16 protein-coding genes are annotated in these 18,433 nt (G+C 34.9%); all 16 read right to left on the bottom strand.

All coding sequences use genetic code 11. The annotated features are described in order from the left end of the window. Nucleotides 1–132 precede the first annotated feature (132 nt). The gene (locus ACPUEY_RS06160; RefSeq protein WP_425121526.1) at nt 133–666 is read right to left on the bottom strand and encodes a serine O-acetyltransferase; all 534 of its coding nucleotides are present in this window, start codon (nt 664–666) and stop codon (nt 133–135) included. Nucleotides 667–696: 30 nt separating this feature from the next. Continuing rightward, nucleotides 697–1,713 (bottom strand): UDP-glucose 4-epimerase GalE, encoded by a 1,017-nt coding sequence (gene galE, locus ACPUEY_RS06155; RefSeq protein ID WP_425121525.1) that lies wholly within the window; start codon nt 1,711–1,713, stop codon nt 697–699. Next, nucleotides 1,706–3,379, bottom strand: coding sequence for a glucose-6-phosphate isomerase (gene pgi / locus ACPUEY_RS06150; RefSeq protein ID WP_425121524.1), 1,674 nt, complete (start codon nt 3,377–3,379; stop codon nt 1,706–1,708). The genes galE and pgi overlap by 8 nt, the downstream gene beginning before the upstream one ends. Then, a complete protein-coding gene (locus tag ACPUEY_RS06145) occupies nt 3,379–4,635 on the bottom strand; it encodes a nucleotide sugar dehydrogenase (protein ID WP_425121522.1) in 1,257 nt (418 codons plus the stop codon). Before ACPUEY_RS06145 ends, pgi begins: the two co-directional genes overlap by 1 nt. 11 nt (nt 4,636–4,646) lie before the next feature. Beyond that, the gene (gene galU / locus ACPUEY_RS06140; RefSeq protein WP_425121529.1) at nt 4,647–5,522 is read right to left on the bottom strand and encodes a UTP--glucose-1-phosphate uridylyltransferase GalU; all 876 of its coding nucleotides are present in this window, start codon (nt 5,520–5,522) and stop codon (nt 4,647–4,649) included. Nucleotides 5,523–5,538: 16 nt separating this feature from the next. Continuing rightward, nucleotides 5,539–6,153: a sugar transferase gene (locus tag ACPUEY_RS06135; RefSeq protein WP_425121521.1), complete on the bottom strand. Its 615-nt coding sequence runs from the start codon at nt 6,151–6,153 to the stop codon at nt 5,539–5,541. A 1,487-nt stretch (nt 6,154–7,640) separates the two neighbouring features. Further along, nucleotides 7,641–8,516, bottom strand: coding sequence for a UTP--glucose-1-phosphate uridylyltransferase GalU (galU, locus tag ACPUEY_RS06130; protein ID WP_425121520.1), 876 nt, complete (start codon nt 8,514–8,516; stop codon nt 7,641–7,643). A 36-nt stretch (nt 8,517–8,552) separates the two neighbouring features. Continuing rightward, nucleotides 8,553–9,176, bottom strand: a complete 624-nt coding sequence (locus tag ACPUEY_RS06125) for a sugar transferase (RefSeq protein ID WP_131273516.1) — start codon at nt 9,174–9,176, stop codon at nt 8,553–8,555. Between the two features lie 164 nt (nt 9,177–9,340). Beyond that, a complete protein-coding gene (locus ACPUEY_RS06120; protein WP_425121519.1) occupies nt 9,341–10,462 on the bottom strand; it encodes a glycosyltransferase in 1,122 nt (373 codons plus the stop codon). A 1-nt stretch (nt 10,463) separates the two neighbouring features. Beyond that, entirely contained in the window at nt 10,464–12,098 is a 1,635-nt protein-coding gene (locus ACPUEY_RS06115) for a heparinase II/III family protein (protein ID WP_425121518.1), read from the bottom strand. Nucleotide 12,099: 1 nt separating this feature from the next. After that, nucleotides 12,100–13,137, bottom strand: coding sequence for a hypothetical protein (locus ACPUEY_RS06110; RefSeq protein WP_425121517.1), 1,038 nt, complete (start codon nt 13,135–13,137; stop codon nt 12,100–12,102). An 8-nt stretch (nt 13,138–13,145) separates the two neighbouring features. Beyond that, nucleotides 13,146–13,961, bottom strand: coding sequence for a glycosyltransferase family 2 protein (locus ACPUEY_RS06105; protein ID WP_425121516.1), 816 nt, complete (start codon nt 13,959–13,961; stop codon nt 13,146–13,148). Then, nucleotides 13,961–15,109: an O-antigen ligase family protein gene (locus ACPUEY_RS06100; protein ID WP_425121515.1), complete on the bottom strand. Its 1,149-nt coding sequence runs from the start codon at nt 15,107–15,109 to the stop codon at nt 13,961–13,963. Before ACPUEY_RS06100 ends, ACPUEY_RS06105 begins: the two co-directional genes overlap by 1 nt. Nucleotide 15,110: 1 nt before the next feature. Continuing rightward, nucleotides 15,111–16,064 (bottom strand): polysaccharide pyruvyl transferase family protein, encoded by a 954-nt coding sequence (locus ACPUEY_RS06095; protein ID WP_425121514.1) that lies wholly within the window; start codon nt 16,062–16,064, stop codon nt 15,111–15,113. Further along, nucleotides 16,057–17,187, bottom strand: coding sequence for a hypothetical protein (locus ACPUEY_RS06090; RefSeq protein WP_425121513.1), 1,131 nt, complete (start codon nt 17,185–17,187; stop codon nt 16,057–16,059). Before ACPUEY_RS06090 ends, ACPUEY_RS06095 begins: the two co-directional genes overlap by 8 nt. Next, complete coding sequence (gene wecC, locus ACPUEY_RS06085) at nt 17,184–18,431, bottom strand: UDP-N-acetyl-D-mannosamine dehydrogenase (protein ID WP_425121512.1); 1,248 nt, start codon at nt 18,429–18,431, stop codon at nt 17,184–17,186. The genes ACPUEY_RS06090 and wecC overlap by 4 nt, the downstream gene beginning before the upstream one ends. Nucleotides 18,432–18,433 lie beyond the last annotated feature (2 nt).

Below are 18,433 nucleotides of genomic sequence, written 5' to 3'. Positions count from 1 at the left end.
TTCTACAATTCAAAACGCAGACATGGTTCCAATGGTCAGCGTTCTCCATTAGATTATGAAAAGGCCCATCAAAAGATGGTTAGGTGTGTCTAGAATTTTGGTGGCTATTCATTATTTAAAAAAACCAGTCATTTAAATTTTATATCTTTTGTTTACAAACTTTCCCGGCTGTTCAAAATTAAGCACCTTGGCATAATTACCCGCAGCAGTCGCATTTTCAGGGATGTCTTTGGTCACTACACTGCCCGCACCAATAGTGACATTATTGCCAATTTTAACATTTTCAATAATACACACATTCGGCCCGATATAGACATTATCCCCAATCATCGCCGCCGGACCTAAATTTGCACCGATGGTGGTATATTGCGACAAATTTACATTATTGCCTATGGTTGCCGTTGGACTTACCACCAATGGTCCGCCATGACCAATATATAAGCCAAAGCCAATTTTTGTATTGGCATGAATATCAATGCCATATTTTTTCTTTTTATAATAAAAAACAGGATAGGCAATCTTGGCAAGCCAAGTTTTAGAACTGGCGATTCTAAGCCAGACAGAAAAATTAAACCCTCGATTAAAAAAATAATTTTTAATGAAAGCACTCAGTTTTTGATTGCCTGTATATCGATATAAATCACTCAAAATTAATTTCAAGATCATCGAATTCACCTGTCTGTTCATGATCGGATCTTAGATAAACCCTTTCGGATTCTGCTTTTGCCAGTTCCAGCTGTCTGCCAGCATATCTTCCAGAGTATATTGCGGTTTCCAGCCTAGCTCTTGCACAGCACGGCTATTGTCTGCAAATGAAGTCGCCACATCACCTTCACGGCGTGGCTCAATGCTATAGGCGACCGGCACATGGTTGACCCGTTCGAACGTCTTGACCACTTCCAGAACCGATGACCCCTGACCGGTTCCAATATTCCAGGCACGACAGCCTTTTGCCATAAGGCGGTTATTCAAGGCACACAAATGCGCATTCGCCAAATCCACCACATGGATATAATCGCGCACGCCCGTCCCGTCAACGGTATCGTAATCATTGCCGAAGATCGCCAGTTTTTCACGGCGGCCCACTGCCACCTGAGTAACAAATGGCATCAGGTTATTCGGAATGCCTTGCGGGTCTTCCCCAATACGGCCACTTTTATGCGCACCGACCGGGTTGAAATAACGCAGTAAGGCAATCGACCAGCGCTCATCTGCCAGGGCCAATTTCTGTAAAAGCTGTTCAACCATCAGTTTGGTATAACCATAGTTATTACTTGGCATACCTGTAGGCATGTCTTCATTTAAAGGCGAGACATTGGCCTCATCATACACGGTGGCCGATGAACTGAAGACCAGATTAAATATCCCGGCACGCTGCATGGCCTGTACCAGTTGAATGGAGCCAGAAATATTATTGTCAAAATAAGCCAGTGGAATTTGCTGGCTTTCCCCTACCGCTTTTAGCCCAGCAAAATGAATTACCGCATCAATGTGATGCTGCTGAAAAACCTGATCTAGACCCTGGGCATCGCGAATGTCACCTTGCACAAAAGTGAGGGTTTTTCCGCAGATCTGTTGTACACGGTTTAAAGATTCTTCCGAACTATTGCAGAGATTATCCAGCACAATGACATCATGCTCTGAATTTAACAGCTCCACACAGGTATGCGAGCCAATATAGCCTGCACCGCCAGTCACCAAAATTTTAGCCATGGGTTTTTCCTAATAGTATCTTTAATAAACCTTGAGTCGAGGCATCCAGCTCTGAAATATTCTGACTTTCACCACTTAAAATCGGCAGCAGCTGATTGGCAATTTCCTTGCCCTTTTCAACGCCCCACTGGTCAAAGGGATTAATATTCCACAGCACTGACTGCACAAACACTTTATGTTCATACATGGCAATCAGCATACCCAGACTATAGGGTGTCAGCTCTTTAAGTAAAATGGTGCTACTGGGCTGATTGCCTGCATATTGTTTATAGGCAGGTAAATCATTAAGTTCAGCCTGATCCAAGGCCTGATTGCCAAATGCCAGCAAGCGCGACTGTGCCAGACAGTTGGACAGTGCCAAATGATGCTGCTCGATCAAGGCCTCGGCATTGTCTACATAAGTAAATTGCTGGGCATTATAGCGTTTTACCGGAGCAATGAAATCACAGCTGACCGCTTGTGTGCCTTGATGCAATAACTGATAGAAAGCATGCTGGGCATTCGGTCCAACCTCGCCCCACACAATCGGGCAAGTATTGGTTTCAACCTGCTCACCTGTACGTTGAATCGATTTGCCATTCGATTCCATTTCCAGTTGTTGTAAATACGAAGCAAAATATTTTAAACGGCCATCATAAGGCAAAATGGCATGGGTCTGGATATCTAGAAAGTTGGCATTCCAGGCACCCAGCAAGCCCATCAACACCGGAATATTCTGTGCAAAAGGGGCATTACGGAAATGCTGATCCATGGCATAAGCCCCGGCCAGCAGCTGCTTGAAGCCTTCAACCCCAATAGTTAATGCAATCGGCAAGCCAATACATGACCAGAGTGAATAACGCCCGCCGACCCAGTCCCAGAGCAACAACTGATTTTCAGGCGCAATGCCCCATTCGGTCATTTTCTCGGGTTTGGTGGAGACTCCGATAAAATGGTGCTTGAGAATATGTGGATGCTGACCTAAGGCTTTTTCCAGCCACAAACGCACGGTTTGTGCATTGGATAAGGTATCAATGGTGCCAAAAGACTTGGATGAGATAATAAATAAAGTGGTCTCTGGCCGCAGCTGATGCAGCAATGCTGAAAGCTGGCTGCCATCCATGGTCGAGACAAAGTGTACATTTAAAGGCCGGGTAGTGTATTTTTTAAAATCAGATAATGCATGGCTAACCATCGCTGGCCCAAGATCCGACCCTCCAACCCCAATATTGACCACATCCTGAATCACTTCCCCGGTCGCGCCGCGAAACTGACCGGCATGGATTTTTTCCACCAAGGCATACATGCGCTGAAGTTGCTGATGAACCTGTAATGCAACTTCAGCATGCTGTAGATCATGCGGAGGCAAACGCAATGCCCAGTGCATCGCCGCACGCTGTTCGGTATAGTTAATGGCTTCACTGGAAAACAGCCGTTTAATCCAGGGCTTAAGCTGTTGTGCATGAGCCCACTCAATCAAACGTTCCAGTACAGCCTGATTGATCCGATGCTTGCTAAAATCGAAGACAATGGTGTCTAAATTTACAGAAAATTTTTGAAAACGGTCATGATCTTCTGCAAAAAAATAGCTTAAATGCTTGTTCTCACATTCATTTTTCAGGTTCAGCAGCTTGCTTAGAACGCTATCAATCTCTTCTACTGGATAAGGTTGTGCTTGATTCGTCATTAACGCCCTACCCCCATATAAGCAAATCCCTGCGCTTTCACATAGTCGGGATCGTAAATATTTCGACCATCCAGAATCAGCGGATGCTGCATGATTTTTAATAAAGTCGGGTAATCCGGACTCCAATATTGTTTCCAGGCAGTTAACAGGCATAAGGCATGTGCGCCGTTTACGGCTTCATACTGGTCGGTACAATAAATCAGGTCCGCACGATGGCCATAGACTTTCTCAATTTCAGCCAATGCTTGCGGATCATGCAGTTTGACCGTCACGCCTTGCGCCCATAAGGCTTTCAGCATGGTATGAATCGGTGACTGCTGGATACGTGCCGTATTTTCTTTAAAAGAGACACCCCAAATTGCCACCGTTTTGTCTTTTAAATCGCCATGGTAATAATTCCACAGCTTTCTAAACAGCAGCTCTTTTTGCTGTTTATTGATTTCCCACACCTGCGCCAACAGCTGACTTTTCGTTCCTGTCCCGGACACGGTATTGGCCAAAGTAAGAATATCATGCGAGAAGTTCTCTCCGCCAAAACCTGCTCCTGGATACAGATACGATGACCCAATCCGGCTATCCGCTGCCATGCCCTGACGCACATGCTCGATATCAATGCCCAGTTTTTCCGCAACTACGGCCAAGTCGTTGATATAGCTAATGCGTGTCGCCAACATGCCTGAAATGCTAAGCTTGGTAAATTCAGCATCTAAAATGGGCATAAATAGATATTGCTGATGGCGCGGAAATAATGGACGCAATAATTCCTGGATTTTGAGTTGAACCTTGCTTTGCTCACAGCCCACAATCAACTGTTCGGCTTGAGTCATGCTGGCCAAGGCATTTCCCTCCTGAATGATGTCAGGTAAATACACCCAGTCATCTTCAGGTAAATACTTTTGCAATTTGTCCGTACCATGCAAGCCTAGCGTGGACGCGTTAATCATCAGTTTAGGATGAATAATTTGACGCTGACCGATTTCTTTTAATATTTCAATCCCTAAATTTTCTTCAGTCGGATTAAAACTAAAGAAATAGGCATCGATATCCAGGGCAATATCATTCAGGTGACAGTATTTTAAAAAACTATTTTTTTCTTGTTTATCCAGTAACTGTTTGACTGCATCATCTTGGGTATAAGCCTGTTCTAAAGCACTTTTTTTAAAAAAATCACACCAGTACACCTGATGGCCACATTCCGCCAACAATGCTGAAAGAACACCTGAATACAGGGTTTGTCCAAATACTGCAACCTTCATCATTCACCGCCTTATAATGCAAGTTCCTGGATGAGTGCTTTAAAGTCCTCACCCAATTTAGGATGATCTACACCATAATGTAACACGGCTTTGAGATAACCCAGTTTGCTGCCGCAGTCAAAGGTTTGACCTTTCATACGATAGGCTTCAACCGTTTCCGTCTTTTGTAATTCCGCAATCGCATCGGTGAGCTGAATTTCGTTGCCTGCACCTTTGGGGGTATTTTCCAATAACTGCATAATCTTGGCAGGCAATACATAACGCCCTATGACGGAAAGATTGGAGGGTGCCGTACCGACTGCCGGTTTTTCTACAATCCCTTGCATTACGCTACTTTCACCTTCTAAAGGTGAGCTTGCGACATCTACAATACCGTATTGATCGACCAGATGATCCGGCACAGCTTCTACCATAATTTGTGAAGCTTGAGATGCGTTAAAACGTTGAATCATCAAGCTTAAATCATTAACCGGATCAGAGTCTTTCACCAATACATCAGGCAGTAAAACGGCAAAATCCTCTTCTCCTATCACATCTTTAGCACAGAGCACGGCATGACCCAAGCCTAAAGGCTGTGGTTGGCGTACGCTGATCACACTGATATGGGGAGGTAAAATCTCGGTAATTTCTTTGAGCAAATCGAATTTCTTTTTGTTTTCGAGTGTCGTTTCCAGCTCAAAGTTCCGGTCGAAATAGTTTTCAATGGAAGCTTTAGATGAATGAGTTACCAGAATAATCTGTTCAATTCCAGCTGCGACAGCCTCACGTACCACGTATTCAATGGCTGGACGGTCGACCACAGTCACCATTTCTTTAGGAATGGATTTACTGGCCGGTAAAAAACGGGTGCCCAGACCTGCAACCGGGAGAATGGCTTTTTTGATCATATTGACTAAGCTTAACCTAACATACTTTTGAGTCATCTTTAGGTTCATTACCCTGAAACAATGAAGGCCCTACATGCCCAGGGGCATTAATACCATCACCCCTCGTCATTACGCCAACTGTTTTCCACATAATTTTGAAATCTATCCTAATATTATGGTTGTCTACATACCAAACATCACATTTAAAACGATCTTCATAATCCAGTTCATTACGACCGCTTACTTGTGCCAAGCCGGTCATTCCCGGTCTAACCTCCAAACGTCGAGCTTGTTCAGGAGAATAAAGCTCAACAAATTCCTTAAGCATTGGTCGTGGACCAACCACACTCATCTCACCTTTTAAAACATTAATAAGCTGTGGCATTTCGTCTAGGCTTGTGGAACGGAGTTTTTGTCCAAAAGCAGTAATTCGTTGCTCATCTGGTAACAAATTACCTTCCTTATCAACAGCATTTTTCATAGAACGAAACTTAATCATTTTGAAAAGTTTACCATCTTTACCAGGTCGTTCTTGATAAAAAAAGACAGGCGAGCCAAGATTTCTTCGGACTTTAAGCGCCACAAAAACAAAGATAGGCGAAAGAACTATAAGAGCGATAGATGCAATAATAAAATCTATTAGTCTTTTCATAACAAATTCTCTACGGCCTTATTTTTAATAAATTTCATTAATTATTGAAATAATTTTTTTCATAGCTACCGGTTCAACATAATGCTCTATTAAAGTCTGCTTTGCAGAAATATGTTTCATATTATGAAATTCATCATTAATTTTTAAAAACTTTTTAGCCAACTTTTGGGATTTCTATCATGAACTACCAACCCAAACTATGCTTCTTAATCAAAGCAGATCCTTCAGATTCCTTATTCCATTTTATTAGCCGCCCTAGAATAAATAGTAGGTTTTTATTGCGACACCAAGTTCATACACCCCTTCAGTTAGAGTACCTATAGAAACATCTCCAGCATTTAAGCCTTCAGACTTCCTTCTCGAATCAATCCTGCCTATAAATTTAATATGATCAGCATTCACCGTTAGCATCTCGAATCTAAAAACTCGCTCATCTGCTCCTCTTCTAAAAAGTTTCAGATAATAATTTCAATTATTCAATAATATTATGAATACTTGGCACCCGCGTATATTATCAAAAAAATTAAAGATTTATTTTAAATTATGCCAAGACAAATGCGAATGTACCAAATTATGCAATTTATCTTCCACATTATTACCCTCTACATCAACCCACTTTTAAATTACTCAATCTCTCTCATAAATCAAGAATTGATCTTTTTTTGATGAATATTTGTACTACATTTTTTTAGCGTTCATGCATAATATACGTCTGAAATACATCAGCTCGAAGATGCTTCTTTTTACTCAATTCAAGTAATACAGGAGCTTCTTATGATCAATTTTTCATTTAATAGTTGAACAATCGAAGAAGCATTTTCCGACTAAAGGTACCCCCCTAAACTATGTCTGGAAAACATCAAGTTCATTTTTTATATAAGTAATTGAAAAATATCTAACTCTATCTAATTGCTCTAAACTACAGCTCAATCATTGATATAACCAATCCGTGTTACAACCCTCCCGAATATTAAGTTTAGTCAATTCAGCATTAAAAACAGGCATAAATAGGTATTATTGCTGATGGGAAATAAAAGATGTAACCATTTCCTGACTTTGTTTTAAACTTCAGATGGGTTACAGCCTACTATCAATGGCTCGGCTTTTGCCATACTTTGTAACGCATTGCATTCCTGAATAACATCTGGCAAATCAATCCAATGATCATCAATCAGCATTTTCCTAAATTTTTCAGTTCCATCCATCACCGAAGTTGAAACATAAATAATTCAGCACTATTGTAATTGTTCTAAAAGATCTAGCTCTAGTGTTCTTTAGTCGGATTGAAACTAGAAAAAATAAGCATCAATTTCCAGACTCAGATCAGAAAGTTACAATATTTAAGCGACCCACTTTCAGCTTTTTCAGCAAACGACTGACTGCTGAAATAGCCCCCTACACCTGATGGCTACATTCGGCCAGCAATGCTGAAAGAACACCTGAGTACAGGGTTTGTCCAAATACTGCAACCTTCATCATTCACCGCCTTATAATGCAAGTTCCTGGATAAGTGCCTTAAAGTCCTCACCCAATTTAGGATGATCTACACCATAATGTAACACGGCTTTGAGATAACCCAGTTTGCTGCCGCAGTCAAAGGTTTGACCTTTCATACGATAGGCTTCAACCGTTTCCGTCTTTTGTAATTCCGCAATCGCATCGGTGAGCTGAATTTCGTTGCCTGCACCTTTGGGGGTATTTTCCAAAAGTTGCATAATTTTGGCAGGTAATACATAACGCCCTACGACAGAAAGATTGGAGGGTGCCGTACCGACTGCCGGTTTTTCTACAATCCCTTGCATTACGCTACTTTCACCTTCTAAAGGTGAGCTTGCAACATCTACAATACCGTATTGATCGACCAGATGATCCGGCACAGCTTCTACCATAATTTGTGAAGCTTGAGATGAATTAAAACGTTGAATCATCAAGCTTAAATCATTGACCGGATCAGAATCTTTTACCAGTACATCAGGCAGTAAAACGGCAAAGTCATCATCACCAATCACATCTTTAGCACAGAGCACGGCATGACCCAACCCTAAAGGCTGCGGCTGGCGTACGCTGATCACACTGATATGAGGAGGAAGAATTTCAGTAATTTCTTTCAGCAAATCGAATTTCTTTTTGTTTTCGAGTGTCGTTTCCAGCTCAAAGTTCCGGTCGAAGTAATTTTCAATGGAGGCTTTGGAAGAATGGGTTACCAGAATAATCTGTTCAATGCCTGCTGCCACAGCTTCTTTCACTACATATTCAATGGCTGGACGGTCGACCACAGTCACCATTTCTTTAGGAATGGATTTACTGGCCGGTAAAAAACGGGTGCCCAGACCTGCAACCGGGAGAATGGCTTTTTTGATCATAATGTTTACAAGATTGGAAATGAACAGAAATTTATTTTATCTATTTTTCGACAGAGTGGTGTCCGAAATATTTTTACTCGAAAAACGCGCTGCACCTACTTCCTGATCTGGAGCATTAATACCTTCTTTTTTTAACATAACTTTAACGGTTTTAAACATAATCTTAAAATCAAGCCAAAGGGATTGTTGTTCGACATATTGCACATCTAATTCAAATTTTTCTTCCCAGGATAAATGATTCCGACCACTCACTTGGGCAAGTCCCGTCATACCAGGTTTTACTTCATGGCGACGCATTTGCTCAGGGGTATAGTGTTCCAAAAAATCTTTCATTTGAGGACGAGGACCCACAATACTCATATCCCCCTTTAGAACATTAATAAGCTGTGGCATTTCATCGAGGCTTGTAGAACGCAATTTATGCCCAAAAGGAGTAATGCGTTGATCGTCAGGTAAAGGATTTCCTTCTTTATCGGTTGCATTTAGCATAGACCTGAATTTAATCATTTTAAAGATTTTTGCATCTTTACCAGGTCGTTCCTGCAGAAAAAATATAGGTGAACCAATATTTTTACGAACTTTATAAGCGACCCAAAGAAAAATTGGACTCAACAGAGCTAATGCTGTTAAAGCTATTAGAAAATCAATTAAACGTTTCATTTATATAACCTTAATTATCCTTATGTAGTCCTCAAGAAAGTTACAAAATTAAAATTATTCAATGCTTATGAATGCAGCAATTTTTATGAAGATGCTCATATTCCACAACTTTTCTCTTAAAAAGTATTATATCTTGAAATAAGGTATTTTTGATGTAAATTTACTTAAATCATAGATATAAGCTTTTCAACTGTAACATCACGTAAATACTCAGCTTTTATTTTTTCTCTATTTTCCACACATAATTGCTGATATTTACCGCTTTCCTGAATCTGCTGAATTTCATCCTTCAAGGCCAGAATATTACAAGGGGGAATTAAAGACACATTCTGAAAATTTTCTAGTGTTTTTCCTGCTACTCCTACACCACCATATAATACATATTTTCCGGTAGATAAATATTCATATAATTTAGAAGGCATAGCAGTAGCAAATTCTGGAGTCAATTGTGCATATAAAACGTCAGATTGGGTATATATTTCTAAAAGCTCGTTAAACTGACGACGACCCAAGAAGTTCAAATTCTGCTGGTTAGGATTAGCTAATGTATGTATTCTTTCAAAATCAGTACCTGCACCTACAATGTTAAAGATAAAATCAGGTAATAATTTACTTACTTCAACCAAAGTTTCGAGGTCTTGGGCTAAACCTACATTACCAACATATGTAATCGTAAATTTGTTCGTAGTATTACACTTAATATTTTCTAATTTTTCAAAAATTGAAAGTGAGACCCCATTGGGTACCTTAATAATTGATTGTGAATCAGATTTATTTTTAGAAACATAATCAAACTCATGATCATTTGTGACACTAACAATATCGAATCTCTTTAAGTTGAGCAGTGCACTTTGTGTAAAAATCTTTTTAGCAGTTCTATTCACTAAAGATTTTTCATCTAAATATTCCCAGCTTAAATCACGAATATCTAAAATCTTAGTTTTTCCTGTTTTTAATAAAAAGCTTAAATGCAGTAAAAACATTGATGGAATCGTGATTAAATTAATGTCACAATTAAGCTCATTGGCTTTATTTAATGCCAGTGAAGCTATTTTCATTTCCAAAAAAGCACGTTTGATAAAAGAGGGAATCTTGGTATCAATAAATGGAATTTTAAAATGTGTGAAGTTTTCATTTTCCAATAAATTAAAGGCTTCATTATCCATAGAAATCAATTTAACTTGATGTCCAGCCGCTATAAATGAATTTACAAAGCTTAATACACGATTTCTTGAAGCATTTTCATTTTCCAGACTATTGGCACTAATAATACATATATTTGACATTTTAAAAACCTGTATCTCTGCAAGAAATTGAAATTTCATAATTGTTTGATAATAAAATTATTTTTAAACAAACATTTGAAATTGATTTGCCAAACTCAGGATGCCAATAATCATCCTTAAATACAGTTTCAATCTCACCTTTGAGTTGAATATCAATGATGTGACCATTTAATTCACATACAAAATCGTGATTTGATTCTTTTTTTATTCTCACATCGGGATGAAAGTGAATATATGAAATTGCAGATTTAAATGTACCCAATAAATTATCTTTCAAGAGAATTCGGTTTTCTTGGAAAACCACAGAACGAGTATGGGTCATGCCTGTTAAGCTTTTATAAGATGACGAAAAATCAATTATTTTATTATCATTATAATGGATTGTATTTAATTTAGGACTTACCCTTCTGGCAACTCTAAAACCCGACCACACTTCACTGGAATTTTGCTGATCAATTTCGATTGTATTATGAGCGGACGTTCCGCGCTGGTATAGCCTTTCAGCACCTAATCCATATTGAGATATTCCGGAATTTACGATAAATCTTGAACCTAATATACTTAGTTCAAAACTCAGCGTATCTGCATGAGCATGTCCCGGCTGATAACTTGGTCCGACTTCAGCAACATCCATAATAAATTTATAGGCTTCACGTTCGACAGCAATATAGCCGCTGTCCGTTAAATTGGCATCTTTAATATCTGTTAGCTCAATATTTATTTTTAAATTTTCGGCATAATTACATAAATGTTTATAGGTAGACGCAATACCAAATGCAGCATCATTAAAAAAAGAAATCTCGCCATCTGGATGGGATAAATATTTAAGCCATTCAAGCATCTTTTGAATTTTATTTCTCAAATACTGTTTATCTATTAATTTCGTGTTTGCATAACAAATAACGACTAATTGATAGATATCTAAAAGATCTTCCAAAAAAATGGCATGGTACATTGGTGTTAATTCAAAATTTGCACCATCCGCTAGAATTTGTTCATCAATTTCTTTTTTATAAATTTTTAATCCTAAATCTAGCCATTTTTTCGATTCTGAAGTATCAAAAAACAGTCCCGCAAAAATGAGTGCTTTCGCATTGGCAAATAGATGGTTAGCGAGAATATGCCACTCGACCGTTTTTGATAAATGTTCAGCTTGTAAGGCTAGACTCTGCAATTGGAGTTCATTTAGTCTATGACCCTGTAATGACCACTTCACCCAGTTCACAATTCTTAAAGAATTTGGATAAGGCTCCCAAGCGTTGCCTGAAGAATAGGGATTTTCTGCAATCCATTTATTAATTAAATCATTATGCCAATCTTTACGCTCTATTGCATTTTCTGCATTTAGGTCATCAAAATAATGTAGGTTGTATAACCATAATTTTTCTTGCTGCGTCGTATTCCAATCCTCAGCCGTCCTTAACTGACCTAAATGATTTAAAAATATAAACTGTGTAGGACTAAGCATACTAATAGGCTTGACTATTGTATTTTCCCAATTTTTCGCGGGCTTTCTAAGCTGAGTATTAAATACGGTTTGCTTGGTTTTTGGTTTAAGTAAAATATAATGTAAACGATAGTATATTTGTATAAACTTTAAATACTTAACGGTATTTACTAATTTTAAAGCTTCCATTTTACTTTTCCAAAGTGTCAAGCCAATCTGAAACAATTTTTGACCAGGTATAATTTTCAGTAACCGCTTTACTTAATTGTTGTGATTGCCCATAGTAACTCTGATAATCTCTAGCAACACTTTTCATTTTCAGTGATAAATCATCACTATTGCCAGACTTGTAAAAAATTACGCCATTTAACTTTGAAGCTTGCTTTTGAATACTATCACCTACAATCATAGGTAAATTTAAAGAAGCATATTCAAAAAGTTTCATTGGACTACCTGATTTTGCCATCTGTGTATCGCTGGGATGTAAAATTAAGATCGGATTAGGAATTGAGGATAATTTCTCAATTAATGAATCATGGTTAAATGATCCTAAATAAATTTTAGAGCTATCATTTTTTTCATTAAAACCAAAAATATAAAATTTATCAAAAATGTCTTTATTCTTTTCATATACATGAAACAGCATATCCCAATCATAATATTCTTGCTTTTTACCAAAATATATTAAATTCGGCTTATATTCCTTAGAAATATTAGGTGTATATTTTAAAAATGGTTTTGGATTAAAACCATTCGGCATGATATAAACTTCATGCTTAGGAGAACAAATCTGTTTAATTTCTTTTTTTGAATTCTCAGAAACAACAATAATTTTGCCAAATTTAGAAACTATATATATTGAAGCTTTCACAATATTACGAATAATAGGATTTCTTGAACTAATTCCTGTTATCGAGTTTATTTCAAAATATATATTTTTATATAACAATAAAAAAGGAAAAAATAGATAAGGAAGAAAAAACCTCCAGCGTATGACAATTTTTTCTTTTTTAAGAATAGACTTAATAATTTCAACTATGCAAATAATGTAAAAAAATTGATTAATATTTTTGAATTGAATATTCTTATTAGACTCAATGAAATCTTCTGCACCCCCATCGCTCAGTAAAGATACTTGAGCATTGTTTTGTACCAGACCATCTACAAAACCTTTTGCATGACTAACACGCCCACAGGGGCCTTCTTTAAAAAAATTTTGAGTTGTCAATATATATATTATTTTGTTAACCATAATTTACACGCGTATACTTTTCCAAAAAAATTTCTATAATCGAAAGGTAAAATCAGTATAGATTTAATAATTGAAAAAATTAATCTTTTTTTAATATCTGAAATTTTTCTATTTTTTAGCATTACATAGAAACGAGCAGCATGAATTTTATATGATGGCTTTTTTAATCGTTCTCTCATTACTTTATGATAAACATATGGAGTTGTAATCTGTTCAATTTCATAATCTAAAAGTAGTCTAAATAACAAATCACTTTCCTCACCTCCTGGCAACAAGGCACCTACACTTAGTAATTCATCAAAATATATTTCGTTAAAATTTATTTTTTTTAAATTTATAAAAATACCCACTGAACAGGGTTTTAAATATTTTGCATTATTTTTATTTATGATTTTATTAGTTGGTTTTCTACCTTCTACCTCCTCTTCACGATAATAGGTTTGTATAATATCAGCATTTGATAGACTAACTTTCTCACTCATTTCCTTAAAAAAATTTGGCTTATACCAACAGTCATCATCAGGAAAGCATAAAATTTCATCATTCTTATCTAAGAATTTTAAAGCTTCATTTCTAGCTTTAGATAAACTCGACTTATTTATTTTTGAGTGAATTAGCTCACAAGATTCATTTAATCGAGAGGTCAATTTGATATTATTATTAAATATATCTGTTTCACTTTGATCAAGAATCACAACTTTTTTTATAAACTGAATATTATTACTTTCTAATAATGAATTAATCATTCGATTAAATTCAAAACCACGATTTAAGGTAGTGATTATTAAAGAAAATTTCATTAACTTATTTTCCTAAAAGTTTTAATCAAAAAGAACCCAAAAAATCCTAAATATGCTAAACGCAATGAGGGTGTTAATATGCTCCCAACACTCATTGAACCAACAAAAAAAATCATATAAATTATCAATATATTTTTTTTGTATCTAGCATCACTTTTATAATAATTATTATAAAGAAACATTAAATACAATACAAAACCTACAATTCCGACAGACCAAATTGTATACAAAAATTCATTATGAGGATGTGTTAATTCATGTTTAATAGATTTAATAAATAATTTAGAGTCATATCCCATGCCAAAAATAAATTGATGGAAATTATTAAAAATATATTGCAATGTCCAACTTTGAACTTGCTTTCTACTTTCAACAGAATATGATGATCCAATATCATTAAATCTATCAAGATTTATAAAATCATAAAAATAAGGGATCAATATTATTAATAATGATGTAGCAACTGTTATAATTATACCTATTGATTTCGATCTAAAAAGTAAAAAATTTAATACAATAGCAATTAAACATAAAAAAAGCCCTGTTCTACTTCCAGATAATAAAATACAAATAATTGTTGCTAATATCGCAAAAGATATAATGATTTTATCTTTAAGATTATTTTTATAAAAATCAATTAATGTTAAAGATATTAATATTGGAAATATAACACCTATACTCCCCCTAGTTAATCCTAAAAAACCCGTAAAAATAAAATCATCACTTCCTTCCTCTCCCAAAATATATGGATTAATATATAAATAGTTATTGTTCAAATAACTACTAACACCCAATACCGAAATAATAAGAAGATAATATTTAGATAGTTTTCTAACTTCTTCTATATTATATTTTGAATTTGCCGCATATAAATTAGAAGAAAAAAAACAAAAAAATGATAATAATGCAATAATCCATTCTTTTGTTAAATTGACTCCGCTTAGTACAAATATAAAAATAATATAGCAGAATAATAAAAAACTTTCTTTATCATATTTTATTTTAAAATTATTTTTTATAGCTTCAATAAAAACTATACCAAACATAATAAAACTTAAAATATGATATAAGTATAAACCACTTGTAAAACCTCCTACCTGAATCAAAGGCAAGGGTACTAAGAGAGCTATAAAAATAAGATGCAACATATTAAATTTCAAATATTTCATTAATTTGCAAAGTCATATTATCTGAAAAAATATCATAAATAATATTTTTATTGATTAATTGTGGCTTTACATTTCCCACATTAGATAGTTTAAACTTTGTTACCATAATATCATCTAAAATAGTTGTTCTAGAATCATCATTGCCAAAATAGATAATTTTTTTGTTAAAAGCTATACTAGGTAATAAACCATGTAAACGACCAGTAACTACCATCTCTGCATTTAAAAAATAAGATAGATATTTTTGAATATCCCCATCATAATCAACTAATGGGAAATTCCATCCTAGACTTTTTATAATGTTATAATCTTTAATTTCATGACAAATTCCTACAATCCTATATCTTTTGGATAACTGGTGAGCTACTTTTATTTGTTCTTTAATATTTTCTCTTGAAAATGAAAACAAACAGTAATCATCATTCTGATTACTATATTTGATATCAGATTCATCTAAAAAAAGAGTTGGACATCCAACATATCTTGCTTGAATATTATTTTTTACTAATTGTTTAAATGTAAAGGAATCTCTACACCCCACGCTTCCTATCATTTTTTTTACAATTGTAAGATCTGCTTTAGCTTTTTTATTGGTATTTAAAACCTTACCAAAATAAATTTTTTTATAATCAAAAAAAACATCATTCCAAATTGATCCGGCTAAACCTTTTATTATAACTTTGTCATTAAGTTTGTTTAAAATCTTATTTTGGCCATTTGTATACATAGTGCAACCTGGCACCAATACAAAATCATATTCAATAGAATTTAACTTTGAATTAATATCATGTTCATAGTAAAAACTATCAAACCTATATACTTCTTCATATTTATCTTTAATTAACTTTTGTGTAGCAAATTCAATAATATGATTTCCATAATTTTGACATTTTTCATTAAAATCTGCATATATAACTTTTTTTTTGTTAATCATTACTAACTCCTTTCTTTAAAAGATAATTTACTAAATAAACACGAACAAGCATTGAAAATATATAAGTTAATAACGTATATGATATACTTTCAATAAAAGTTAATTCTATAAAAAAGCCTACAAATGAAAATATTAGGAAAATTATTGCCGCATAAAAACTTAAAACATTCATGTTATAAATATTTTGCATATTTCCAATTATTAATATTAAAACATACACAATATTAATAAACACAATTAGACAGAATGCCATAACATTATAAGGCAAATAACTATACAAAAATATAGAAATATTTGCTATAAAAATTAAAAATATCGATATAAATATTATACCAATTATTTTAGTATAATATTTACTGTACTTAATCATAATTTTTTGAAAATTAGTTACTAAAAAAATAATTAACCCCCTCAATGAGTTGATTACTTGTGAAAATAAACCTAAATAACCAGCTGATGAAGTAGTCATTATTTTTGATAAATCTAATTGCAAATTACTTGATACAAATATAAAAGGCATCGATCCGATAGCTATGAAAAATAATTCTTTTAATCTTATAATTATATTCGATAAATTAATCTTTTTTAATTCCAATTTTATTGTAGATTTTTTATATATATAAAGCTGCTCGATCAATTGTAAAATAAAAAACAAATAAACCTTTCTATAAAAAATAAGTAATAAAAAAAAGGTAATCATTTTTATGATATTAGCTTTCACCAAAATATTGGTACTTTCTTTTATTTTATCTAAATTAATCATTAACCCCTGATAAAAAGAGTTTAAATTAGTAATTAATATCAAGACTAAGCTAATAATTAAAATAAGATTATTATCAATATTTTTTAATACCGAGTACACATATATATAAATTATTGTTATAATGTTTATAATAACCATAGAAAAGTAATTTATTGTAATATCATATTTATCTTTACTTAAACTTGATTTACTTTTTATACCTGAACCAAGCAGTAACCCCATCATATTTAAGGAAAGATATGTTAAAATTATTGCCCACTCTTCGGCTCCAACAATAAAAAACAAAATTAAACTTACAAAAAGGTTGGAAAATAACATCCAACCTTTTTTTAATAATAATTTTACAATTATATTAATCATACAAATTTCAAAATAAATTTATCATTCTTTAATTCAATTTTTGAGAACTCACGATGTTTAACCAAAATCAAATGAATATCTGCATTCTCACGCTCATTAAAATCAATTAATTTTACATTAGTTGGTAATTTTGCTGGCAACTCAGAAATATTCGGTTCAATCGCTAAAATATTTAAACCTTGTTCAGCCAATTTCTTCGTAATTTCTAAAGCAGGGCTTTCACGCAGGTCATCAATATCTGGTTTAAACGCCAGTCCATAACAAGCAACGGTTACATCTTTAATGGTTTTTTCCGGGTTTTCCTGTAAAAACTCGGCAATTTTAATTTTCACCTGATTAATCACCCATTCAGGCTTCGAATCATTTACTTCACGGGCAGTACGAATCAAACGTGCCTGTTCAGGGGTTTTCGCTACAATAAACCAAGGATCAACTGCAATACAGTGCCCGCCTACACCCGGACCCGGCTGTAAAATATTGACACGTGGGTGACGGTTTGCCAAAGCAATCAGCTCCCACACATTAATATCGAGCTTGTCACAAATCACCGATAATTCATTGGCAAAGGCAATGTTTACATCACGGAAAGAGTTTTCTGTGAGCTTACACATTTCAGCTGTACGTGCATTGGTTTCAATGCAACCGCCTTGCACAAATGTTTTATATAAATTACTTGCTGCTGTTGAACTCAGCTGATTCATGCCGCCAATAATTCGGTCATTACTAATCAGCTCTTGTAAAACTTTACCTGGCAGCACACGTTCAGGACAGTGCGCTACTAAAATATCTGCTGCTTCACCTGCCTGCTCAGGGAATGTTAGGTCAGGACGTGCTTCAGCCAACCATGCCGCCATTTGTTCGGTTGCACCTACCGGTGAAGTTGACTCGAGAATAACTAAATTACCCGGTTTTAAATAAGGTGCTAAGGCTTTAGAAGCTGCTTCAATATATTTAAGATCGGGCTGATAATCATCTTTAAACGGTGTCGGTACAGCAACAATATAAGCATCTGCTTCAACCGGTTTTGTGCGTGCAGATAACATGCCTTTTGCAACAACCACTTTCACCAACGCATCCAAATCTGGCTCAACAATATGTACCTTACCTTGGTTAATCATATCGACAGCATGCTGATTGACATCTACACCTGTAACTTTAATGCCATGCGCAGCAAAAGTCGCTGCTGTAGGCAGACCAATATACCCTAAGCCAATAACACAAATATGTTTAAATTGATTATTCATAA

It is taken from the genome of Acinetobacter sp. G11 (assembly GCF_049808495.1).
Lineage (GTDB): Bacteria > Pseudomonadota > Gammaproteobacteria > Pseudomonadales > Moraxellaceae > Acinetobacter > Acinetobacter kookii.
This window is presented reverse-complemented; position numbering and strand designations above follow the sequence as displayed.

Excerpts from the sequence above, each read along its gene's own strand:
- ACPUEY_RS06095 (WP_425121514.1), bottom strand. The coding sequence starts at position 16,064 with ATGATTAACAAAAAAAAAGTTATATATGCAGATTTTAATGAAAAATGT.
- ACPUEY_RS06105 (WP_425121516.1), bottom strand. The coding sequence starts at position 13,961 with ATGAAATTTTCTTTAATAATCACTACCTTAAATCGTGGTTTTGAATTT.
- ACPUEY_RS06145 (WP_425121522.1), bottom strand. The coding sequence starts at position 4,635 with ATGAAGGTTGCAGTATTTGGACAAACCCTGTATTCAGGTGTTCTTTCA.
- ACPUEY_RS06100 (WP_425121515.1), bottom strand. The coding sequence starts at position 15,109 with ATGTTGCATCTTATTTTTATAGCTCTCTTAGTACCCTTGCCTTTGATT.
- ACPUEY_RS06090 (WP_425121513.1), bottom strand. The coding sequence starts at position 17,187 with ATGATTAATATAATTGTAAAATTATTATTAAAAAAAGGTTGGATGTTA.
- ACPUEY_RS06160 (WP_425121526.1), bottom strand. The coding sequence starts at position 666 with ATGATCTTGAAATTAATTTTGAGTGATTTATATCGATATACAGGCAAT.
- pgi (WP_425121524.1), bottom strand. The coding sequence starts at position 3,379 with ATGACGAATCAAGCACAACCTTATCCAGTAGAAGAGATTGATAGCGTT.
- ACPUEY_RS06115 (WP_425121518.1), bottom strand. The coding sequence starts at position 12,098 with ATGGAAGCTTTAAAATTAGTAAATACCGTTAAGTATTTAAAGTTTATA.
- galU (WP_425121529.1), bottom strand. The coding sequence starts at position 5,522 with ATGATCAAAAAAGCCATTCTCCCGGTTGCAGGTCTGGGCACCCGTTTT.
- ACPUEY_RS06135 (WP_425121521.1), bottom strand. The coding sequence starts at position 6,153 with ATGAAAAGACTAATAGATTTTATTATTGCATCTATCGCTCTTATAGTT.
- galU (WP_425121520.1), bottom strand. The coding sequence starts at position 8,516 with ATGATCAAAAAAGCCATTCTCCCGGTTGCAGGTCTGGGCACCCGTTTT.
- ACPUEY_RS06120 (WP_425121519.1), bottom strand. The coding sequence starts at position 10,462 with ATGTCAAATATATGTATTATTAGTGCCAATAGTCTGGAAAATGAAAAT.
- galE (WP_425121525.1), bottom strand. The coding sequence starts at position 1,713 with ATGGCTAAAATTTTGGTGACTGGCGGTGCAGGCTATATTGGCTCGCAT.
- ACPUEY_RS06125 (WP_131273516.1), bottom strand. The coding sequence starts at position 9,176 with ATGAAACGTTTAATTGATTTTCTAATAGCTTTAACAGCATTAGCTCTG.
- wecC (WP_425121512.1), bottom strand. The coding sequence starts at position 18,431 with ATGAATAATCAATTTAAACATATTTGTGTTATTGGCTTAGGGTATATT.